The sequence below is a fragment of the Streptomyces sp. P9-A4 genome (genome assembly GCF_036634195.1).
Taxonomy (GTDB): Bacteria; Actinomycetota; Actinomycetes; order Streptomycetales; family Streptomycetaceae; genus Streptomyces.
On sequence record NZ_JAZIFY010000001.1, the window covers coordinates 3192974 to 3213771 of the forward strand.

The window sequence follows — 20798 nt, forward strand, 5'->3', positions numbered from 1 at the left end:
CGGTACGTCCTTCTTCCTGAGGGGTGCTGCCTGACGGCCCTACGTGAGCCATTCTCCCAGACGGAAGAGCGCACTCCGAGGTTGTCCACAGCCGGAGATCGCTTGCGGCCCGCCGTCGTCCACAGGCGGGGAAATCACGTTGCGCTCCCATGGGACACTTGACAAGCGATTCAGACCTACCGAACTCACCGAACTCAACAGGAACGGAAGCTCATGGCCTCGGTCCCTTCCCTCGCTTCGACCGTGCAGCAGCGCCTCGCGGACGGCCTCTCGGCAGCCCTGCCGGAGGCCGCGTCCGCCGACCCGCTGCTCCGACGAAGCGACCGGGCCGACTTCCAGGCCAACGGCATCCTGGCCCTGGCCAAGCGGCTCAAGGGCAACCCGCGTGAGCTGGCGACCCAGGTCGTCGCCGCGATCCCGGAGAACGACGTCCTGGCGGAGATCGAGGTCTCGGGCCCCGGCTTCCTGAACATCACGGTCACCGACGCGGCGATCGTGCGGACCCTCGCGGCCCGCGCGGCCGACGCCCGGCTCGGCGTGCCGTTCAACGAGTCGGCCGGCACGACGGTCATCGACTACGCCCAGCCGAACGTGGCGAAGGAGATGCACGTCGGCCACCTCCGCTCCGCCGTGATCGGCGCCGCGATGGTCGAGATCCTGGAGTTCACCGGCGAGAGCGTGGTCCGCCGCCACCACATCGGCGACTGGGGCACCCAGTTCGGCATGCTCATCCAGTTCCTGATCGAGCACCCGCACGAGCTGGACCACAAGGCCGAGGACGGCACCGAGGTCTCCGGTGAGGAGGCCATGTCGAACCTGAACCGGCTCTACAAGGCCTCGCGCGCCCTCTTCGACTCCGACGAGGAGTTCAAGACGCGGGCCCGCGCGCGCGTCGTCGACCTCCAGGCCGGTGACGAGGAGACCCTCGCGCTTTGGCAGCGGTTCGTCGACGAGTCGAAGATCTACTTCTACTCGGTCTTCGACAAGCTCGACATGGACATCCGGGACGCCGACGTCGTCGGCGAGTCCGGCTACAACGAGATGCTGGCGGAGACCTGCCGCGTCCTGGAGGAGTCGGGCGTCGCCGTCCGCTCCGAGGGCGCGCTCTGCGTGTTCTTCGACGACGTGAAGGGCCCGGACGGCAACCCGACCCCGCTGATCGTCCAGAAGTCCGACGGCGGCTTCGGGTACGCGGCGACGGACCTGTCCGCGATCCGCGACCGGGTCCGGAACCTGAAGGCGACGACCCTGCTGTACGTGGTCGACGCCCGCCAGTCGCTGCACTTCAAGATGGTCTTCGAGACGGCCCGCCGGGCCGGCTGGCTGAACGACGACGTCAAGGCCGTCCAGCTGGCCTTCGGCACGGTCCTCGGCAAGGACGGCAAGCCGTTCAAGACCCGCGAGGGCGAGACGGTGCGGCTGGTGGACCTGCTGGACGAGGCCGTGGACCGGGCCACGTCGGTCGTGCGCGAGAAGGCTCGGGACCTCACGGAGGAGGAGATCTCCGAGCGGGGCACCCAGGTGGGCATCGGCGCGGTCAAGTACGCCGACCTGTCGACGTCCGCCGCGCGTGACTACAAGTTCGACCTGGACCAGATGGTCTCGCTGAACGGCGACACCTCGGTGTACCTGCAGTACGCGTACGCGCGGATCAACTCGATCTTCGGGAAGGCCGGCGACCGCAAGCCGCTCGCCCACCCGGAGCTGGAGCTGGCCCCGGCCGAGCGCGCGCTCGGCCTGCACCTGGACCAGTTCGGCGAGGTGATCGCCGAGGCAGCCGCGGAGTACGCCCCGCACAAGCTGGCCGCGTACCTGTACCAGCTGGCTTCGCTGTTCACGACGTTCTACGACCTTTGCCCCGTCATCAAGCCCGAGCCGGCGCAGGAGGTCGCGGAGAACCGCCTCTTCCTCTGCGAGCTGACCGCACGCACGCTCCACCAGGGCATGGCGCTGCTCGGCATCAGGACGCCCGAGCGCCTCTGAGGCCTCGAAGGCGGAGCCCCCGGCGCGGACCACCGCCCGGGGGCTTCGTCGTCAGCGAAGGTTGCGCGAGGTCCTGCCCGACACCTCGTCGATCTCCGTGTGGGCCTTCTGGAGCAGCTGCGAGGCCAGGTCCATCAGCGCCCGCGCGCCGGCGATCTCCTCGCCGACCCGCAGCTGGTCCGGGTCGGAGGGGTGCCGGTTCGCGGTGCCATGGGCCCGGAACTCGGTGCCGTCGGTGAGCCGGACCATCGCCGCGGCCCTCGTCCGGTCGCCTTCCTCCTGGAACTCCATCTCCACGTGCCATCCGACAAGCGTGTGCATCATGAGGACCACCTCCAGCGAGGTACCTGTCGGCTACCTCTCCAGAGTGCGCCGCCCGGTGCCGCCGCACCACTCGCCCCGTTGTCAGTGGCACCCCGTACGTTCTGGTCATGGCGATGATCCCGAACCAGCTTCCCCGGCTCGTGTCCGACCCGACCGGCCGTTCCCTCGGCCTCGACCTGCCGCCCGGCACCCTCATGGGCCCGGCGGACGCCCCGTACCTCTGGTCGGGACAGGAGGCGGCGGGCCCGGCCGCCTGGAACGCACTGCGCCCGGCGGCACGTACGGCGGGGCTGCTGCCGGTCCTGCTGGGCGGGAAGTGGGACCTGGACAGGTGGGAGCTGGAGCCGGAGCGGATGAGCGACCCGGCGGACCACGAGGCCGAGGAGGTCCTCGCCGAGTTCTGGGAGGCGAACGCCTCGGATGAGCTGCCCGGGGCCGGCGGCTGGCCGGGCCTGGCTCCGGCGCTGCCCTGCGACACGGATCCCGACGGGGCGGCGGCCACGGTCGCCGAGATGCTGACGGAGCCGGGGTTCTGGCTGGAGGACGCCCGTCCGGCGCTGGTTCCGGCGCGGCGCAGCGCGGACATACCAGCGGTCATCGGCTGGGGCGGGCCCCTGAACCACGAGAACGACGTGGCCCGGCTGTGCGCGGTGCTGCGCTCATGGGAGGACCGTTTCGGCGCCCGGGTCGTCGCGCTCACCTTCGACCAGCTGGTGGTCTCGGTGGCGGCGCCGCCGCGCACGGCCGAGGAGGCCGAGGCGGTGGCGGCGGAGCACTTCGCGTTCTGCCCTGACAGCATCACGCAGGGCCACCACAGCACCCTGCGGGACTACGCCCACAAGGGCCTGGTGGACACCCCCGTCTGGACCTTCTGGTGGGACTAACCCCGGCGGACCGGGACCCGCGCCGTCGGCACCCCGCGGACAGGGCCCCGCGCCGTCGCCACCCGGCGAACCGGGACCCGAACCACCGGGACCCGAACCACCGGCACCCGGCGAACCGGGTACCCGCCTAACCCCGCCCTGCGCCCAGCTTCTGCGCCGCCTCGGTGGCCCAGTACGTCAGGATCATCTGCGCCCCGGCCCGCCGGATGCCGGTCAGGGTCTCGAAGATCGCCCGGTCGCGGTCGATCCAGCCCTTCTCGGCGGCGGCCTCGACCATCGCGTACTCACCGCTGATCTGGTACGCGGCGACGGGCACGTCCACCGACGCGGCGACCTTCGCGAGCACGTCCAGGTAGGGCCCGGCGGGCTTCACCATGACCATGTCGGCGCCCTCCTCCAGGTCGAGCGCCAGCTCGCGCATCGACTCGCGGAGGTTCGCGGGGTCCTGCTGGTAGGTCTTGCGGTCGCCCTCGAGGGAGGAGCCGACGGCCTCGCGGAAGGGACCGTAGAAGGCGGAGGAGTACTTCGCGGTGTACGCGAGGATCGACACGTCCTCCTTGTCGATGGTGTCCAGGGCGTCGCGGATCACGCCGACCTGGCCGTCCATCATCCCGGAGGGGCCGACGACATGGGCGCCGGCGTCGGCCTGGACCTGCGCCATCTCGGCGTAACGTTCCAGCGTGGCGTCGTTGTCGACGCGGCCGTCGGCGTCCAGGACTCCGCAGTGCCCGTGGTCGGTGTACTCGTCGAGGCACAGGTCCGACATGATGACCAGCTCGTCGCCGACCTCGGCCCGCACATCGCGGATCGCGACCTGGAGGATCCCCTCGGGATCCGTGCCCGCGGTGCCCGCGGCATCCTTCTTGGCGTCCTCGGGCACGCCGAAGAGCATGATCCCGGAGACCCCGGCCTCCAGCGCCTCCACCGCGGCCTTCCGCAGGGTGTCGCGACTGTGCTGGACGACTCCGGGCATGGCCTGGATCGGCACGGGCTCGGTGATCCCCTCGCGCACGAACGCGGGGAGGATCAGATCGGCGGGATGCAGCCGCGTCTCGGCCACCATCCGCCGCATGGCGGGCGTCGTCCGCAGCCGCCGCGGCCGCGCCCCGGGAAAGGATCCGTACGAGTTCATAGGCCCGAGGCTACGCCCGAACAAACAGTGGTTTTACCGACACGGTGTTGCCGTCCCCCGCCCCGGCCCCGCACACGCAGAAGGGCGGGACCCGTAAAGGCCCCGCCCATCGAAGCGCACCGCGCCGCTACGTCGTACGACGCCTCCGCGCCCCCGGCCGCCGCTCGCTCGGCCGCGTCACCGGATCGCCCGCCTCAAGGGCCGACTCCCGGCGCCGCAGCCCGAAGTCCGCGAGCGCCTCGGCGAGCTTGTGCACCGACGGCTCGGGCGACAGCACGTCCACCCGCAGCCCGTGCTCCTCGGCCGTCTTGGCCGTGGCGGGACCGATGCAGGCGATGACGGTCACGTTGTGCGGCTTCCCGGCGATGCCCACCAGGTTCCGCACCGTCGAGGACGAGGTGAAGAGCACGGCGTCGAAGCCGCCGCCCTTGATCGCCTCCCGGGTGTCCGCCGGCGGCGGCGAAGCCCGTACGGTCCGGTACGCGGTGACGTCGTCGACCTCCCACCCGAGCTCGATGAGGCCCGCGACCAGCGTCTCGGTCGCGATGTCGGCCCGCGGCAGGAAGACGCGGTCGATCGGGTCGAAGACCGGGTCGTACGGCGGCCAGTCCTCCAGGAGACCGGCGGCCGACTGCTCACCGCTGGGCACCAGGTCCGGCTTCACACCGAAGTCGACCAGCGCGGCGGCCGTCTGCTCGCCCACCGCGGCGACCTTGATCCCGGCGAAGGCGCGCGCGTCGAGCCCGTACTCCTCGAACTTCTCCCGCACCGCCTTGACCGCGTTGACCGAGGTGAACGCGATCCACTCGTAGCGCCCGGTGACCAGGCCCTTGACGGCCCGCTCCATCTGCTGCGGGGTGCGCGGCGGCTCGACGGCGATGGTCGGCACCTCGTGCGGCACCGCGCCGTACGAGCGCAGCTGGTCGGAGAGCGACGCGGACTGTTCCTTGGTACGCGGCACGAGCACCCGCCACCCGAAGAGCGGCTTCGACTCGAACCACGACAGCTGGTCCCGCTGCGCCGGGGCGCTGCGCTCGCCGACCACGGCTATGACCGGCCGGTGGCCCTCGGGCGAGGGGAGGATCTTGCCCTGCTTGAAGACCTGGGCGATGGTGCCGAGCGTGGCGTTCCAGGTCCGCTGCCGGGTGGTCGTACCGGCGATGGTGACGGTGAGCGGGGTGTCCGGCTTACGGCCTGCCGCCACCAGCTCACCGGCCGCCGCGGCGACCGAATCCAGGGACGTCGAGACGACGACGGTGCCGTCGGAGGCACCGACCTCGGTCCAGCACCGCTCGTCGGCGGTACGGGCGTCGACGAAGCGCACGTCCGTGCCCTGCGCGTCGCGCAGCGGGACACCCGCGTACGCCGGGACGCCGACGGCCGTGGCCACACCGGGCACGACTTCGAAGGGAATGCCCTCGGCGGCGCAGGCGAGCATCTCGGCCCCCGCGTTCCCGTCGAGGCCGGGGTCGCCGGTCACCGCTCGGACGACCCGCCTGCCGCCCCTCGCGGCCTCCATGACAAGATTGGCCGCATCCCTCAACACGGGGACCCCGGCGGTTGTTGACGCCTCGTCAACAACCGTCAGCTCAGGCGTGCTCACCCCCACCCGCGCATGGCCGCGAACGACGTCGAGGACCTCCGGCTCGGCGATCAGGACATCCGCTCCGGCGAGGGCCTCGACGGCCCTGAGGGTCAGGAGTCCGGGGTCACCCGGGCCTGCACCGAGGAATGTGACGTGCCCATGGCCCGCGAAGGCCGGGGACAGCGGGCTGGTGGTCGGGCTGGCGGGGTTCAAAGTGCTCGCTCCCCCATAAGACCGGCCGCACCCTTGGCGAGCATCTCGTCCGCGAGTTCGCGTCCGAGCGCCATGGCCTCGTCGTGCGAGGTGGGTACGGGTCCGGTGGTGGACAGCTGCACCAGCGTCGAGCCGTCGGTGGTGCCGACGACGCCGCGCAGGCGCATCTCGGTGACAACCTGCCCGTGACCGGGGTCGTCGGCCAGCAGGTCGGCCAGCGCACCCACAGGTGCGGAGCAGCCGGCCTCCAGGGCGGCGAGCAGGGATCGCTCGGCGGTCACGGCGGCCCGCGTGTGCGGGTCGTCGAGCGCGGCGAGCGTGGCGACGAGCTCGGCGTCGGACGCCGGGCACTCGATCGCCAGGGCCCCCTGGCCGGGGGCGGGCAGCACGGAGTCGACCGACAGGTGGTCGAGCGACAGGGAGCCGGTGAGCTCCTCCGTACGGCCGATGCGGTTGAGCCCGGCCGCGGCGAGGACCACGGCGTCCAGCTCACCGCTGCGCACATAGCCGACCCGGGTGTCGATGTTCCCCCGGATCGGGACGCAGGTGAGCTCCAGGCCGTGGCTGCGCGCGTACGCGTGGAGCTGGGCCATGCGGCGCGGCGAGCCGGTGCCGACCCGGGCGCCCTGGGGCAGCCGGTCGAGCGTCAGTCCGTCGCGGGCGATCAGTACGTCGCGCGGGTCCTCGCGCTGCGGAATCGCGGCCAGCACCAGCTCGGGGTGCTGGGCGGTCGGCAGGTCCTTCAGGGAGTGGACGGCGAAGTCCACCTCGCCGGCGAGCAGCGCGTCACGCAGCGCGGCGACGAAGACGCCGGTGCCGCCGATCTGCGCGAGGTGCTCCCGGGAGGTGTCCCCGTACGTCGTGATCTCCACGAGCTCGACGGCCCGGCCGGTCAGCCGCCGGACGGCGTCGGCCACGTGCCCGGACTGGGCCATGGCGAGCTTGCTGCGCCTGGTCCCGAGCCTCAGTGCCCTCTCGGTCATACTCGCCCTCGGTTCTTGACGTCGGCGTCATTCAGGTCGGCCCGGCTGACAGAAGCCACCGTTTCCGGGTCGAGGTCGAAGAGTGTCCGCAGCGCGTCCGCGTACCCGGCGCCGCCGGGCTCGCTGGCCAGCTGCTTGACCCGCACGGTCGGCGCGTGCAGGAGCTTGTCGACCACCCGGCGCACGGTCTGGGTGATCTCGGCGCGCTGCTTCTCGTCGAGGTCGGGCAGCCGGCCCTCCAGCCGGGCGACCTCGCCGGCCACCACGTCGGCGGCCATGGTGCGCAGGGCGACGACGGTGGGGGTGATGTGGGCGGCGCGCTGGGCGGCGCCGAAGGCGGCCACCTCGTCGGAGACGATGCCGCGGACCTGGTCGACGTCGGCGGCCATGGGGGCGTCGGCGGAGGCCTCGGCGAGCGACTCGATGTCGACGAGCCGGACTCCGGGAACCCGGTGGGCGGCGGCGTCGATGTCGCGGGGCATGGCGAGGTCGAGCAGGGCGAGCGGGGTGCGGCGTCCCCGTACGGCGGTCTCGACGTCCTCGCCGGTGAGGACGAGTCCGGTGGCGCCGGTGCAGGAGACGACGACGTCGGCACGTGTCAGTTCGTCGCCGACGGCAACCATCTCGACCGCGTGCGCGGTGACACCCGTGCCCCCGGCCTCGTTCAGGATCTGCGCGAGCCGCTCGGCGCGGGCCAGGGTGCGGTTGGCGACGACGATCTCGGAGACGCCGGAGCGCGCGAGCGTCGCGGCGGCGAGCGAGGACATCGAGCCGGCGCCGATGACGAGCGCCTTCTTGCCCTTGGCCCAGGTGTCGACGTCGGTGCCGTCGGCCAGCTGTTCCAGGCCGAAGGTGACGAGCGACTGCCCGGCCCGGTCGATCCCGGTCTCGCTGTGCGCGCGCTTGCCGACCCTCAGGGCCTGCTGGAACAGGTCGTTGAGGAGGCGTCCCGCGGTGTGCAGCTCCTGCCCGCGGGCGAGGGCGTCCTTGATCTGGCCGAGGATCTGGCCCTCGCCGACGACCATGGAGTCGAGCCCGCAGGCCACCGAGAAGAGGTGGTGGACGGCCCGGTCCTCGTAATGCACGTAGAGATAGGGGGTGAGCTCGTCCAGGCCGACGCCGCTGTGCTGGGCGAGGAGCGTGGACAGCTCGGCGACACCGGCGTGGAACTTGTCCACGTCGGCGTACAGCTCGATGCGGTTGCAGGTGGCCAGGACGGTGCCCTCGGCGGCCGGCTCGGCGGCGAGGGTGTCCTGGAGCAGCTTGGCCTGGGTGTCCGCCGCCAGGGCGGCCCGCTCCAGGATGGAGACGGGGGCGCTGCGGTGGCTGAGGCCGACGACGAGGAGGCTCATGCCGGCATCACGGCGGGGATGTCCCCGTCGGGTCCCTTGCGGCTGCCGCCCGTGGTGCCACGGGGGGCCGGCGGCGCGGCGGCCGGGGCGGGCTCCGCCTCCGCGCCGGTGTCCGCGCTCTCGGCGTTCGACTCCTCGCCGGCCTTCCGCTGCTCGTGGAAGGCGAGGATCTGCAGCTCGATGGAGAGGTCGACCTTGCGCACGTCCACGCCGTCGGGCACGGAGAGCACGGTCGGGGCGAAGTTCAGGATGGAGGTGACTCCGGCGGCCACGAGCCGGTCGCAGACCTGCTGGGCGACGCCGGCCGGGGTCGCGATGACGCCGATGGAGACGCCGTCCTCCTCGATGATCTTCTCGAGGTCGTCGCTGTGCTGGACGGGGATCCCGGCGACCGGCCTGCCGGTCATGGCGGGGTCGGCGTCGATCAGCGCGGCCACGCGGAAGCCGCGGGAGGCGAAGCCGCCGTAGCCGGCGAGCGCGGCGCCGAGGTTACCGATGCCGACGATGACGACCGGCCAGTCCTGGGTGAGGCCCAGCTCACGGGAGATCTGGTAGACGAGGTACTCGACGTCGTAGCCGACCCCGCGGGTGCCGTAGGAGCCGAGGTAGCTGAAGTCCTTGCGCAGCTTCGCGGAGTTGACCCCCGCCGCCGCCGCGAGCTCCTCGGAGGAGACCGTGGGTACGGAGCGCTCCGAGAGCGCGGTGAGTGCGCGGAGATACAGCGGAAGCCGGGCGACGGTGGCCTCGGGAATTCCTCGGCTACGGGTCGCCGGTCGGTGAGTTCGGCCAGTTGCCACGGTGCTCCTGCGGGATGAGCGGGGCTGCAGGCGGCCATATGTCCCAAGACCGCCCCGTCGAATGCAGGCTATGTCTTTGTGAACGCGTGCACAAAGATGGTGTCCGTTTTGTCTGGCCAAAGTGACCGGGGTCACGCGGCTGGTTCGCATCGTCGTGGAACCGCGGAGCCCGTCAGCGCGTTGAGAACCCGAAGGGGGCAAAGCCGCACACTCTCCTCACGATGCCGCCCCCGAAACCCAACAAAACGTCCATGATGGTAACCGTCTTTCGGTCACGCACCCAGTTCGCGCCGGAGCCGCCCCGCGTCCACGCGCCAGAAGGTGTGCTGCTCGCCGTCGACCAGGACGACGGGAATCTGCTCCCAGTAGGCCCGGTGGAGCTCCTCGTCCTCGGTGATGTCCTTCTCCTCCCAGCGTGCTCCGGTCTCCGCGCAGACGGCCTCGACCACCGCGCGGGCGTCGTCGCAGAGGTGGCATCCCGGCTTGCCGATCAGCGTCACGGTCCGCGACCCGGCGTGCTTCTTCTTCGTACGTCCGAACATGACGCCCATTCTGTCCCGATCCACAGGGGAGCCCCACAGTGTTCACGCGCTGGCATCGTCACAAGTCGGGAAGTACCGAACAGACTGGCTATGCTCACGACATGGCCGCTCTGGGATGGCTCACCCCCCGTAGGCGCTCCGCCACCGCGCGCAGCGTCCTCGCAGGCGAGGCCGCTGCCGAGGCAGCGCGCAAGTCCTCGCTCCAGCTGGAACGGGAGCGGGAGGAGGCCGCGGCCACCGCGACCGAGGCCGAGACACCCGCCGAGCCCGAGTTCCCGGTCGTCGGCGACGTACGGGCGGCCGCCTTCTTCGACCTCGACAACACCGTGATGCAGGGCGCCGCGATCTTCCACTTCGGCCGCGGCCTGTACAAGCGGAAGTTCTTCCAGCGCCGCGAACTCGCCCGCTTCGCCTGGCAGCAGGCCTGGTTCCGGCTGGCCGGCGTCGAGGACCCCGAGCACATGCAGGACGCCCGCGACAGCGCCCTGTCCATCGTCAAGGGCCACCGCGTCTCCGAACTGATGTCGATCGGCGAGGAGATCTACGACGAGTACATGGCCGACCGCATCTGGCCCGGCACCCGCGGTCTCGCCCAGGCGCACCTGGACGCGGGCCAGAAGGTCTGGCTGGTCACGGCCGCCCCGGTCGAGACGGCGACGATCATCGCCCGGCGGCTCGGCCTGACCGGCGCGCTCGGCACGGTCGCCGAGTCGGTCGACGGCGTCTACACGGGCCGGCTGGTCGGCGAACCCCTGCACGGCCCCGCGAAGGCCGAGGCGGTACGGGCCCTGGCCGGCGCCGAGGGCCTCGACCTCGGCCGCTGCGCCGCGTACAGCGACTCGCACAACGACATCCCGATGCTGTCGCTGGTCGGGCACCCGTACGCGATCAACCCGGACGCCAAGCTCCGCAAGCACGCGAAGGACCGGGACTGGCGGCTGCGCGACTACCGGACCGGCCGCAAGGCCGCCAAGGTCGGCATCCCCGCCGCCGCGGGCCTCGGCGCGATCGCCGGCGGCACGGCCGCCGCCGTGGCGCTGCACCGCCGCCGTCACTGACGCTCCCCGGCGCGCCATCGATCTGCCGATACGTTTCGGCTGCGATCATCTGCGACAACCCCGGACCAGGTGCCCTCACCCATCCGTGGTCGAACAGCACCGCACACGTCGACCACCAGGCAATCCGGACTCCTTACCCCGCAGCGGCCCCGATCACGCACCCGTCCCGCACTTGAGCACAACGCATCGCCTGCGCAGTCACACTCGAAAGCAAACCGATCAACAACTGGTCACGAACTGCGACGAGATCCGACTGCAAGCAGTAACGGAACAGACGTAACCGGTGATTTGAGCAACTGGGTGTAGCGCTGCCTGTACGAAGCGTTATTCTCCTCAGACGCACAAAGGACCCCTCACGTCGCCACGACGAGTGAACGGTCCCGCACTGCACGTGATGGAAGCTCTGCCTCTGGGAGTCCCGTGTACCCACACGTCGGGGTTGACACCTCGGGCCTGGCTACGCTGCGCGCAACGGTCCTCGACCACTTGCGCGGCTTCGTCCCCACCGCGTACGCCGGCCCTGTCCCCGCCTTCGCCTTCGCCGCACCGGCACCCGCCGGCCCTTGCTATGCCCTGGCCGACGGCGGGGCCGCCGTGGGCAGACGGGGTGTCCGCTCCGGCTCCGGAACCTCGACCACCGCACGACGCCCGACCGCCGACAGCGACAGCGCCCGGATGATGGATCTGGTCGAGCGCGCCCAGGCGGGCGAGGCCGAAGCCTTCGGCCGCCTCTACGACCAGTACAGCGACACGGTCTACCGCTACATCTACTACCGCGTCGGCGGGAAGGCGACGGCGGAGGACCTCACCAGCGAGACCTTCCTGCGCGCCCTGCGCCGGATCTCCACCTTCACCTGGCAGGGCCGCGACTTCGGCGCCTGGCTCGTCACCATCGCCAGGAACCTGGTCGCCGACCACTTCAAGTCCAGCCGCTTCCGCCTGGAAGTCACCACCGGCGAGATGCTCGACGCCAACGAGGTCGAGCGCAGCCCGGAGGACTCCGTCCTGGAGTCCCTCTCCAACGCCGCCCTCCTCGACGCGGTCCGCCGCCTCAACCCCCAGCAGCAGGAGTGCGTGACCCTGCGCTTCCTCCAGGGCCTCTCGGTCGCCGAGACCGCCCGCGTCATGGGGAAGAACGAGGGAGCGATCAAGACCCTCCAGTACCGGGCCGTACGCACCCTGGCCCGACTCCTCCCGGACGACGCCCGCTGACCGGTACGCGCCCCCCACACGCGCCCCCGGACGCCGGTCCGCGCCCCCACCACCGCCTCTCCCCCCACATCCCCACGACCCCCGCCCAACTCACAGTCGGTGACGCCTCGATGACGCACTGGTCCGATCATCTTTCGCGCGTAACCCAAGTGCCGCGCCGCTCGTTGTGCGGGATGCAGGCTCCCTGTGGACACGCCATGTCCGCAGCCACTCACTCTTTCGTGTGGATGCGCTCAAGGTGTGCAACCTTCCGGACACCCCGGGGAGTCGACCGTCATGACGAGAGGAGGTGCCGCCAGTGATCGCGAACGTATCGGCGCACCGGCGGGCGAACGCCTTCGCCCAGGCCCTGGAGGACCGGGAGGCCGAGGGCGCTGCGACCGAGCAGCCCGAGGCCCCGGCCGAACCTGCCGAGCAGGGACGGCTGTTGGCCTTGGCGAACGGTCTCGGCGAACTGCCGAAGCCACAGCTGGACCCCGAGGTCAAGGTGGTGCAGCGAGCCCAGCTCGTCGCCGCCATGGAAGCGATGCTCATGGAAGGGAGCGCGGCCGCAGGCCCTACGGTGCCGGAACAGCGGGCCGCGGGCGGCAAGGGAAGCCATCGGGCCTCCCCGCTGCGGAAACTGCGCCCCCGCTCCCGCTGGACCAAGGGCCTCGCCGCCGGCGGGCTCACGGTCGGTGTGGCCGCGGGCGCCTTCGGCGGAGTGGCCGCTGCCAGCTCCGACGCGCTTCCCGGTGACTCGCTCTACGGGCTCAAGCGAGGCATGGAGGACATCAAACTGGGAATGGCGGACGACGACGCGGACCGCGGCGGCATCTACCTCGACCAGGCGTCCACCCGGCTCAGCGAGGCCCGCCGGCTCATGGAGCGGGGCCGCATCGGCGACCTCGACCACGAGTCCCTCACCGAGATCCGTCGCGCCCTGGGCGGAATGAAGCACGACGCAAGCGAGGGCCACCGCCTGCTCCGCCAGGCGTACGACCGCGACGGGGAGATCGGGCCGATGGCCCGGCTCAACTCCTTCGCACAGGCCCACCGGGACACCTGGAACGGCATCCGTGACCGGCTCCCCGTCCAGCTGGCGGACGTCGGCAGCGAGGTGACGAACGTCTTCGACGCCATAGACGAAGACGTCGAGCCGCTGCAGTCGGTCCTCCCCCGCACCCCGGAGAAGGGCGCGGTCGGCTCCGAGAGCCCCAGCGGCAGGACCAGCACGCCCAGGGATCCCCAGGCGACGGACACCCCGAGTCCGCCGTCCGGCCAGGAGACCCCTCCGGCCGGCAGCCACTCCGCGCCGCCCCGCCCGTCCGGCCCCAGCACGGGCACCAGCCCGAGCACGGACAGCGGCACCGGCTCCCCGGAGGACGACGGCCTGCTCGGCGGCAACACCGGCGGACTGCTCAAGCCCTCCCCGTCCGGAGTACCGACGGCACCCCCGGGCGGCCAGACGCCACCCGGCGTACCGGACGTGACCCTTCCGCCACTCCTGCCGGGCCTGCTACCAGGCCTCGGCATCGACAGCGAGGACGCTCGCTAGCAAGGAGAAGGGGCGCCCCCACGGACGGGGGGCGCCCCTTCTTCCATGCCTGGGCACGAACGCGGTCAGAAGAACACCGACCGCCGCTGCACCAGCAACTTGTACAGCGTGTGCTGGATCTGCTCCCGCACCTGATCCGTCAGGTTGAACATCAGCATCGGATCCTCCGCCGCCTCGGGCGCGTAGGAGTCCGTCGGGATCGGCTCGCCGAACTGGATCGTCCACTTCGTCGGCAGCGGCAGCGCCCCCAGCGGCCCCAGCCACGGGAAGGTCGGCGTCAGCGGGAAGTACGGGAAGCCCAGCACCCGCGCCAGGGTCTTGGCGTTCCCGACCATCGGGTAGATCTCCTCGGCCCCGACGATCGAACAGGGCACGATCGGCACCCCGGCCCGCAGCGCCGTCGACACGAACCCGCCCCGGCCGAAGCGCTGGAGCTTGTACCGCTCCCCGAAGGGCTTCCCGATCCCCTTGAAGCCCTCCGGCATCACCCCGACGATCTCGCCCGCCCGCAGCAGCCGCTCCGCGTCCTCCGCACAGGCCAGCGTGTGCCCCGCCTTGCGGGCCAGCTCGTTCACGACCGGCAGGACGAAGACCAGATCCGCGGCGAGCAGCCGCAGATGCCGCCCGGCCGGATGCCGGTCGTGGACGGCGACCTGCATCATCAGCCCGTCCAGCGGCAGGGTCCCCGAGTGGTTGGCGACGATCAGCGCCCCGCCCTCGGCGGGGATGTTCTCGACGCCCTTCACCTCGACCCGGAAGTACTTCTCGTACAGCGGCCGGAGCAGCGACACCAGGACCTGGTCGGTGAGCTCCTCGTCGTAGCCGAACTCGTCGACCTCGTACTCCCCGGTGATCCGCCGCCGCAGGAACGAGAGCCCACCGGCAAGCCGCCGCTCCCAGCTCCCGGCACCGGCCTGCGCCCCTGACCCGGAACTCCCGTCGGACGCACCGACCACGGCACCGCTCACCTCGCCCGTCCCGCCCGTCTCACCCGCCTCCGTACCGCCCCCGGCGCCGCGGATGCCCTCCCGGCCCTCCTCCGGCTCCAGGGGCCCCTGAGGCCCCGGCAGGGCCCGTACGGCCGCCGCCTCGCCGTCGGCGCGCACGGGCCGTCGCCGGGCCCGCGACCGGTCGTCGTCGAACGGAATGACCTTGGCGTCCGCCATCGCTGTCCGGTCTCCTCAGGCGCCGTCGTGAACAGGGTGAACAGAAGGTACGGGAGGTACGGGCGAGACGGGCGGTACGGAGCCGGCCGGCCGCGCGGCCGACGAGCCGAGCCGCCCCGCGATCCGGTCCACCGCCCCCGCGAGCATCTCCGGCGGAAGCAGCCCCGGCCCCCGGCCCCGTACGAAGTCGGCGAAGGTCTCCGCCGTCGTGTAGCGCGGTGCGAACCCGAGGACCTCACGCGTCTGGACCGTCGAGACGACCCTGCCGTGCGTGAGCAGCCGGATCTGCTCGGGCGCGAAATCGGTGATCCCGACGGTGCGCAGCGCCGTCCCCACCCAGGTGACCGCAGGCAGCAGCACCGGAACCGTCGGCCGGCCGAGCCGCCGCGCGCACTGGGACAGCAGGAGCACCCCGTCACCGGCCACGTTGAAGGTGCCGCTGTTCTGGGTGGCCCTGCGGGGCTCGTGCGCGCCCAGGCGCAGCACGTCGACGACGTCGTCCTCGTGGACGAACTGAAGCCGGGGGTCGTAGCCGAGGACGGTCGGCAGGACCGGCAGCGCCAGGTACTCGGACAGCGGGGAGTCGATCCGGGGCCCGAGGATGTTCGCGAACCGCAGCACGCACACGGCCACGTCCGGGCGCCGCCGGGCGAAGCCCCGTACGTACCCCTCGACCTCGACCGCGTCCTTCGCGAAGCCCCCGCTGGGCAGCGACTTCGCCGGTGTCGTCTCGGTGAAGACGGCCGGGTCGCGGGGCGCGGAGCCGTAGACGCTCGTACTGGACTTGATGACGAGCCGGCTGATCCGCGGCGACTTCTGGCAGGCACCGAGCAGCTGCATGGTGCCGATGACGTTGGTCTCCTTGACCGACGTACGGCCTCCGCCGCCGATCGCCGTACCCGTCACGTCCAGATGGACCACGGTGTCGACGTCGTGCGCGGCGAGGACCTTGGCGATCTCGGGCCGGCGGATGTCCGCCCGTACGAACTCGGCGGCGCCGAGCTGGTGCGCCGGGTCGACCGCGTCCACCGCGATCACCCGCTCCACTTCCGGGTCCCGCTGGATCCGCCGTACGAAGCGGCCCCCGAGGTGCCGGGCCGCACCGGTGACGAGCACGACCTTGCCCAAGATCAGCGCCTTCCGTCCGTCTTCCGTTGTCCGCCACCGTAGCGCCTCAGGATTTCCGCGCAATGAAACGTGGCCCTCCACCGCGAACGGTGAAGGGCCACGTCTTACGCACGAAACGCTGCGGTGCAGCTGTCGCTTACTTCTTGTTGCGACGCTGAACGCGCGTGCGCTTGAGCAGCTTGCGGTGCTTCTTCTTGGCCATCCGCTTACGCCGCTTCTTGATAACAGAGCCCACGACTACCCTCGCTCACTTCTCGGAACATCCCCGCCTCCCGGCGGGAATCGGTGCGGGGCGTCTGGGCCCACACGACCTACGTCGGCCTAGCCTACCGTCCCGAGCACCCCGCTTGTAATCCGAGGGACATACGGAGCTTTCCCGACGTTGTCGCCGCGCTCGCGCTACGCGGTCCCCACCCCCACGAAGGACTCCCGCAGGTACTCGTGAACCGCCTGTTCCGGCACCCGGAAGGACCTGCCCACCCGGATCGCCGGCAGATGACCGCTGTGCACCAAGCGGTACACGGTCATCTTGGACACGCGCATCACCGAGGCGACTTCCGCCACGGTCAGAAACTTGACCTCGTTGAGAGGTCGCTCGCCAGCAGCCATGACCCACCTGTACCTTCCGCCGCGACGCCCACCGGCTTCCCCTCCGGTGACTCTTCGTCGCCGAGCGCTCACTCTCCAGACTAGGGGCGGGTGGTACGAGTGGGGAAGAGGAGCTGCCATCGGCCGTTTACCGTGACAGACACGCTCGATTGAGTACATAGCGAGTCAACGGCCGGTAGTGGTCGGAGCGCACGCCGTCGTCCAGCGGAACGGCCACCGACACCTGCCCCTCCGCCTCACCGACGAACAGCGCCGGATCGTCCGTATCGGCGAGCCCGATGGCCTCGATACCCAGCTGACCTGCCCCGCAGACCCAGCCGTGGTCCCCCACCACGAGTTCCGGCAGCGGCCCGCCGCACTCGGCCGCGCTCTCCAGAGCGGCTCTGACCGGCAGCGGCGAATGGGAGTGCGCCCCCGGTTCACGCCCTCCCCCCGACGGCCCCGGCTCTCGCACCAACGCGACCCCCCGTACGTAGTCGAGGAGGTGCGTGCGTACGCCGAACCGGGTCGTTATGTCGACACATCTCCCCTGCGCCGGTGTGAGGACAAGACATCCCGCCGCCGACAAGGCGTCTGCGAGAGCGACGTAGAAACCGAGGAGTCGATGCGGATGCCCGGTCCCGAGGAGCACCGGAACCCGTCGCGCCGCCGCCGCCCCCAGTCGCTCGGCGAAGGCGTCCAGCCCCCTCAGCGTCCGCTCGGGATCGATGACGTCCAGCCCGGACCGGTGCGCCGGGTCCCCCGACACCCCGCACTTGTCGGCCATCAGCCGCAACAGATCCGCCTCGCCCCACCCCCACGCGGGATCGAGCCCCAGCAGCACCCGCGGATCACGCGCCGCGAACAGCCGATAGCTCCGCAGGTTCTCCTCCCGCGACGTCGCGACCGTCCCCGCCAACCCCGCCGCCAACAGATGCGCCCGCAGCGCCCCGGTACTCAACACCCCACCGATGCTGCCGGAACACCCGTTCCGAGGAGTCCAAACCTCCCGCACACCGCACAGTCGGCGTAACGCCCACCAGAACGTTCCAGGGGTACGGCCCCGGGGTCAGGCGAGCAGCCCCCGCAGCGGGAAGGCCGCCTTGCGCGTCGCGAGCACGGCCTGGTCCAACCGGTCCGCCGGGTCGTACCCGTCGGCCCAGTCCCGGAGGCCCGCCGGCGGCCACCGCCCGTCCGTCATGCGCGCCGGACCCGGCTGCCGCGTCCGCGCGTACGCCTCGTCCCGCCAGGACGACGGGATCACCGACTCCGGATCCACCGGAGCGTGCGCCGCGATCGCCACCAGATGCGTCCACGACCGCGGTACGACGTCCACCACCGCGTACCCACCGCCGCCGAGCGCCAGCCAGCGCCCCTCCGCGTGCTCGTGGGCCAGATCGTGACAGGCCTCCTGCACCGCCCGCTGCGCGTCGAGCGACACCGCCAGGTGCGCGAGCGGGTCCTCGAAGTGCGTGTCCGCCCCGTGCTGGGTGACGAGCACCTGCGGCCGGAAGTCCGCGATCAGCTCCGGCACCACCGCGTGGAAGGCCCGCAGCCACCCCGCGTCGGCTGTCCCCGCCGGCAGCGCCACGTTCACGGCCCCGCCCTCGCCGGGCCCGGCCGCGCCCGTCTCCTCCGGCCACCCGGTCTGCGGGAAGAGCGTCCGCGGGTGCTCGTGCAGCGAGACGGTCAGCACCCGCGGGTCCTCCCAGAACGCCGCCTGCACCCCGTCGCCGTGGTGCACGTCCACGTCCACGTACGCCACCCGCTCCGCGCCCAGTTCGAGCAGCCGGGCGATGGCCAGCGCGGCGTCGTTGTAGATGCAGAAGCCCGATGCGGCCCCCGGCATCGCGTGGTGCAGCCCGCCCGCGAAGTTCACCGCGTGCTCGGCCTCCCCGCGCCAGATCGCCTCCGCGGCCCCCACCGACTGACCCGCGATCAGCGCCGATACCTCGTGCATCCCGGCGAACGCCGGATCGTCGACCGTGCCGAGCCCGTACGCCTGGTCGGCGTGGCGCGGGTCCGCCGAGGCCGCCCGCACCGCGTCCACGTAGTCCTCGCGGTGGACGAGCCGCAGCGTCGAGTCCCCCGCCGGCTTCGCCGCCACCACGTCGACCGCCCGGTCGAGCCCGTAGGCCCGCACCAGCGACATCGTCAGCGCGAGCCGTACCGGGTCCATCGGGTGCTCGGACCCGAAGTCGTACCGCGTGACGGCTTCATCCCACATCAACAGTGCGCGGCTGCTCATGCCCGCCACCGTATCGGGCCTCTCGCGATCCGAACGACGTGGCGTACACCACCGTCACCAGGACGAGCACCATCGGCACCAGCATCGCCCACCGGTAGCTCCACGCGTCCCCGAGGGCCCCCACCAGGGGCGACCCGACGAGGAAACCGACGTAGTTGAAGACGTTGAGCCGCGCCACCGCCGCGTCGCTCGCCCCCGGGAACAGCCGCCCGGCCGCCGCGAAGGTCTGCGGCACGATCACGCTCAGCCCCAGTCCGAGCACCGTGAACCCGGCGATCCCCGACCAGGCCCCGGGCGCCACCGCCACCACCGCGAAGCCCAGCGCCCCGAGCACCGCGCCGGCCCGCACGACCACCACGGCCCCGAGCCGCCGTACCCCGAAGTCCCCGACGGTCCGCCCGAGGAGCGTCGTCACCATGTACGCGTTGTACGGCACGGTCGCCAGCTCCTCCGAGCTGCCGAGCACGTCCTGGAGGTACTTGGCACTCCAGTTGGAGACGGTGGAGTCCCCGATGTAGGCGAAGGTCATCACCAGGCAGAGCGGCAGCAGCAGCTTGAAGACGACACCGTTGCCCTTGTTCTCCTCCGCAGCCGAGGCCCCCTCGGGCCCGGCACCGCCGGCGACGTACCACCGGCTCCCGACGACCACGACGGGCAGCAGCACCGCCACCACCGGGAGAAAGGACTCGAACAGCGACTGGTGCCAGTGCGCCCCCACCCAGGCCAGCGAGGCCCCCGCGATCCCGCCCAGGCTGTACGAGGCGTGGAAGCCGAGCATGATGCTCCGGCCGTACGCCCGCTGGAGGCTCACCCCCAGCATGTTCATGGAGGCGTCGAGGGAACCCACGGCCAGTCCGAAGAGCCCCAGGACCACGGCCGCGTGCCAGAGCTCCGACCCCATCCCCACGGAGAGCAGGGCCAGCAGCACGAACGGCTGGGCCCACCGCAGTACCACGGCGGGCCCCACCCTGGCGACGACCTTCTCGGTCACCACACTGGCCACACCCGCCAGGATCGGCACAGCGGCCAGGAAGGCCGGCAACAGCCCGTCAGAGATCCCGTACTGGTCCTGGAGCGCCGGTATTCGGGTGACGAGCAGCGCAAACGTCACCCCCTGCACGAAGAAACTGACCGCCAGGGATCCCCGCCCACGCCGCAACCGCGCATCCGTCATGGCGGCAAAGCGTACGGCCGGAACTTACCGCTGGGTAGATGGATCACAGCCCCAATATCGCCGGCAGCTCGTCCATCGTCCCGAAGTGGCCGTTCGCGCCGGTCAGCTTCTCCTGGGGAGTCATCGCGGTGAACCCGTACACGTCCATCCCGGCGGCCTGTGCGGCCTGTACCCCGAGCCGGCTGTCCTCGACGACCACACAGCGCTCGGGGGCCACTCCCATCCGCGCGGCGGCGTGCAGGAAGAGGTCCGGCGCCGGCTTCCCACGCCCGACGTCCTCGGCGCTGAAGACGATCTCGTCCCGGAACCAGGCGTCGAGCCCGGTCTTCCGGTGCCCCACCCGGATCCGCTCGTGACTCCCGGAGGAGGCCACACAGTACGGAACCCCGGCCTCGGCGAGCCGCTTCACCACGTCCGGCGCCCCGGGCACGGCCTCCAGCTCGTCACGGAAGGCCGCGAAGACCCGCCCGTGGAACGTCTCGTCGAACTCCGCCGGCAGCCGCTGCCCGCTCCGCTCCTCGACCAGGTCGTGAATCCGGTGCATGGCGGACCCCATGTAGTCGCGTACGGATTCCTCGTACGTGGTGGGGTGCCCGAGTTCTGTCAGATAGCCGGCAAGCAGCGTGTTGGAAATCGGCTCGCTGTCCACGAGCACACCGTCGTTGTCGAAGATGACCAGGTCGTAGCGCATGGCCCCAGCTTAGAACGCAAAAATGCCTCAACCCCCGGACAAGGTCCGGGGGTTGAGGCTAAAAATTGTTCGGCGGCGTCCTACTCTCCCACAGGGTCCCCCCTGCAGTACCATCGGCGCTGAAAGGCTTAGCTTCCGGGTTCGGAATGTAACCGGGCGTTTCCCTAACGCTATGACCACCGAAACTCTATGAAGTTAACC

Annotated in this window: 20 protein-coding genes and 1 rRNA gene; 5 read left to right on the forward strand and 16 right to left on the reverse strand. The window is 71.3% G+C overall.

The features are described from left to right. The first annotated feature begins 213 nt into the window (after positions 1–213). On the forward strand, positions 214–1983 hold the full coding sequence (gene argS, locus V4Y03_RS14275; protein ID WP_332435171.1) for an arginine--tRNA ligase: 1770 nt from the start codon (positions 214–216) through the stop codon (positions 1981–1983). A gap of 51 nt (positions 1984–2034) precedes the next feature. On the opposite strand, the gene V4Y03_RS14280 is transcribed toward argS, so the two are convergent. Beyond that, positions 2035–2304, reverse strand: a complete 270-nt coding sequence (locus V4Y03_RS14280) for a DUF1876 domain-containing protein (RefSeq protein ID WP_317874890.1) — start codon at positions 2302–2304, stop codon at positions 2035–2037. Positions 2305–2414: 110 nt separating this feature from the next. Between V4Y03_RS14280 and V4Y03_RS14285 the strand changes: the two genes are divergently transcribed. After that, on the forward strand, positions 2415–3191 hold the full coding sequence (locus V4Y03_RS14285; RefSeq protein WP_317874881.1) for a DUF4253 domain-containing protein: 777 nt from the start codon (positions 2415–2417) through the stop codon (positions 3189–3191). Positions 3192–3318: 127 nt separating this feature from the next. Here V4Y03_RS14285 and hemB read toward each other — a convergent pair whose 3' ends face one another. From hemB to V4Y03_RS14315, 6 genes are all read right to left on the reverse strand, one after another. Next, positions 3319–4323, reverse strand: coding sequence for a porphobilinogen synthase (gene hemB / locus V4Y03_RS14290; RefSeq protein WP_332435172.1), 1005 nt, complete (start codon positions 4321–4323; stop codon positions 3319–3321). Positions 4324–4450: 127 nt separating this feature from the next. After that, on the reverse strand, positions 4451–6121 hold the full coding sequence (locus V4Y03_RS14295) for a uroporphyrinogen-III synthase (RefSeq protein WP_317874883.1): 1671 nt from the start codon (positions 6119–6121) through the stop codon (positions 4451–4453). Next, on the reverse strand, positions 6118–7104 hold the full coding sequence (hemC, locus tag V4Y03_RS14300) for a hydroxymethylbilane synthase (RefSeq protein WP_332435173.1): 987 nt from the start codon (positions 7102–7104) through the stop codon (positions 6118–6120). The genes V4Y03_RS14295 and hemC overlap by 4 nt, the downstream gene beginning before the upstream one ends. Next, a complete protein-coding gene (locus V4Y03_RS14305) occupies positions 7101–8456 on the reverse strand; it encodes a glutamyl-tRNA reductase (protein ID WP_317874885.1) in 1356 nt (451 codons plus the stop codon). The genes hemC and V4Y03_RS14305 overlap by 4 nt, the downstream gene beginning before the upstream one ends. Beyond that, positions 8453–9253, reverse strand: a complete 801-nt coding sequence (locus V4Y03_RS14310; RefSeq protein WP_317874886.1) for a redox-sensing transcriptional repressor Rex — start codon at positions 9251–9253, stop codon at positions 8453–8455. Before V4Y03_RS14310 ends, V4Y03_RS14305 begins: the two co-directional genes overlap by 4 nt. A gap of 272 nt (positions 9254–9525) precedes the next feature. Then, positions 9526–9804 (reverse strand): glutaredoxin family protein, encoded by a 279-nt coding sequence (locus V4Y03_RS14315; RefSeq protein WP_332437177.1) that lies wholly within the window; start codon positions 9802–9804, stop codon positions 9526–9528. 92 nt (positions 9805–9896) lie between these two features. Between V4Y03_RS14315 and V4Y03_RS14320 the strand changes: the two genes are divergently transcribed. The 3 genes from V4Y03_RS14320 to V4Y03_RS14330 all read left to right on the forward strand — a co-directional run bounded on the left by V4Y03_RS14320 (position 9897) and on the right by V4Y03_RS14330 (position 13602). Beyond that, the gene (locus V4Y03_RS14320) at positions 9897–10853 is read left to right on the forward strand and encodes an HAD family hydrolase (RefSeq protein WP_332435174.1); all 957 of its coding nucleotides are present in this window, start codon (positions 9897–9899) and stop codon (positions 10851–10853) included. A 420-nt stretch (positions 10854–11273) separates the two neighbouring features. After that, positions 11274–12065: an ECF subfamily RNA polymerase sigma factor, BldN family gene (locus V4Y03_RS14325; RefSeq protein WP_332435175.1), complete on the forward strand. Its 792-nt coding sequence runs from the start codon at positions 11274–11276 to the stop codon at positions 12063–12065. Positions 12066–12363: 298 nt separating this feature from the next. Beyond that, positions 12364–13602, forward strand: coding sequence for a DUF5667 domain-containing protein (locus V4Y03_RS14330; RefSeq protein WP_332435176.1), 1239 nt, complete (start codon positions 12364–12366; stop codon positions 13600–13602). Positions 13603–13667: 65 nt separating this feature from the next. Here the strand turns inward: V4Y03_RS14330 and V4Y03_RS14335 are convergent, their stop codons facing one another. From V4Y03_RS14335 to rrf, 9 genes are all read right to left on the reverse strand, one after another. Beyond that, a complete protein-coding gene (locus V4Y03_RS14335) occupies positions 13668–14768 on the reverse strand; it encodes a lysophospholipid acyltransferase family protein (protein WP_332435177.1) in 1101 nt (366 codons plus the stop codon). 15 nt (positions 14769–14783) lie between these two features. Next, positions 14784–15896 carry an NAD-dependent epimerase/dehydratase family protein gene (locus tag V4Y03_RS14340; RefSeq protein WP_332435178.1) on the reverse strand — a complete coding sequence of 371 codons (1113 nt, stop codon included), beginning with the start codon at positions 15894–15896 and terminating at the stop codon, positions 14784–14786. A gap of 136 nt (positions 15897–16032) precedes the next feature. Next, positions 16033–16131 carry a 30S ribosomal protein bS22 gene (locus V4Y03_RS14345; RefSeq protein WP_003948845.1) on the reverse strand — a complete coding sequence of 33 codons (99 nt, stop codon included), beginning with the start codon at positions 16129–16131 and terminating at the stop codon, positions 16033–16035. A 164-nt stretch (positions 16132–16295) separates the two neighbouring features. Next, complete coding sequence (locus V4Y03_RS14350; RefSeq protein WP_015034391.1) at positions 16296–16505, reverse strand: helix-turn-helix domain-containing protein; 210 nt, start codon at positions 16503–16505, stop codon at positions 16296–16298. Positions 16506–16632: 127 nt separating this feature from the next. Continuing rightward, a complete protein-coding gene (locus tag V4Y03_RS14355) occupies positions 16633–17448 on the reverse strand; it encodes a phosphatase (RefSeq protein WP_332435179.1) in 816 nt (271 codons plus the stop codon). 105 nt (positions 17449–17553) lie between these two features. Next, positions 17554–18732, reverse strand: coding sequence for an acetoin utilization protein AcuC (locus V4Y03_RS14360; protein ID WP_332435180.1), 1179 nt, complete (start codon positions 18730–18732; stop codon positions 17554–17556). Next, positions 18701–19906 (reverse strand): MFS transporter, encoded by a 1206-nt coding sequence (locus tag V4Y03_RS14365; protein WP_332435181.1) that lies wholly within the window; start codon positions 19904–19906, stop codon positions 18701–18703. Before V4Y03_RS14365 ends, V4Y03_RS14360 begins: the two co-directional genes overlap by 32 nt. A 43-nt stretch (positions 19907–19949) precedes the next feature. Continuing rightward, positions 19950–20597 carry an HAD family hydrolase gene (locus V4Y03_RS14370; protein ID WP_317876977.1) on the reverse strand — a complete coding sequence of 216 codons (648 nt, stop codon included), beginning with the start codon at positions 20595–20597 and terminating at the stop codon, positions 19950–19952. A 67-nt stretch (positions 20598–20664) separates the two neighbouring features. Continuing rightward, a 5S ribosomal RNA gene (gene rrf, locus V4Y03_RS14375) occupies positions 20665–20781 on the reverse strand. Between the last annotated feature and the right edge of the window lie 17 nt (positions 20782–20798).

What these genes read in the sequence shown, in the direction of transcription:
- hemC (WP_332435173.1), bottom strand. Translation starts at nt 7,104, where the DNA reads ATGACCGAGAGGGCACTGAGGCTCGGGACCAGGCGCAGCAAGCTCGCC.
- V4Y03_RS14320 (WP_332435174.1), top strand. Translation starts at nt 9,897, where the DNA reads ATGGCCGCTCTGGGATGGCTCACCCCCCGTAGGCGCTCCGCCACCGCG.
- V4Y03_RS14285 (WP_317874881.1), top strand. Translation starts at nt 2,415, where the DNA reads ATGGCGATGATCCCGAACCAGCTTCCCCGGCTCGTGTCCGACCCGACC.
- V4Y03_RS14315 (WP_332437177.1), bottom strand. Translation starts at nt 9,804, where the DNA reads ATGGGCGTCATGTTCGGACGTACGAAGAAGAAGCACGCCGGGTCGCGG.
- V4Y03_RS14360 (WP_332435180.1), bottom strand. Translation starts at nt 18,732, where the DNA reads ATGAGCAGCCGCGCACTGTTGATGTGGGATGAAGCCGTCACGCGGTAC.
- V4Y03_RS14305 (WP_317874885.1), bottom strand. Translation starts at nt 8,456, where the DNA reads ATGAGCCTCCTCGTCGTCGGCCTCAGCCACCGCAGCGCCCCCGTCTCC.
- argS (WP_332435171.1), top strand. Translation starts at nt 214, where the DNA reads ATGGCCTCGGTCCCTTCCCTCGCTTCGACCGTGCAGCAGCGCCTCGCG.
- V4Y03_RS14350 (WP_015034391.1), bottom strand. Translation starts at nt 16,505, where the DNA reads ATGGCTGCTGGCGAGCGACCTCTCAACGAGGTCAAGTTTCTGACCGTG.
- V4Y03_RS14365 (WP_332435181.1), bottom strand. Translation starts at nt 19,906, where the DNA reads ATGACGGATGCGCGGTTGCGGCGTGGGCGGGGATCCCTGGCGGTCAGT.
- hemB (WP_332435172.1), bottom strand. Translation starts at nt 4,323, where the DNA reads ATGAACTCGTACGGATCCTTTCCCGGGGCGCGGCCGCGGCGGCTGCGG.
- V4Y03_RS14280 (WP_317874890.1), bottom strand. Translation starts at nt 2,304, where the DNA reads ATGCACACGCTTGTCGGATGGCACGTGGAGATGGAGTTCCAGGAGGAA.
- V4Y03_RS14335 (WP_332435177.1), bottom strand. Translation starts at nt 14,768, where the DNA reads ATGGCGGACGCCAAGGTCATTCCGTTCGACGACGACCGGTCGCGGGCC.
- V4Y03_RS14370 (WP_317876977.1), bottom strand. Translation starts at nt 20,597, where the DNA reads ATGCGCTACGACCTGGTCATCTTCGACAACGACGGTGTGCTCGTGGAC.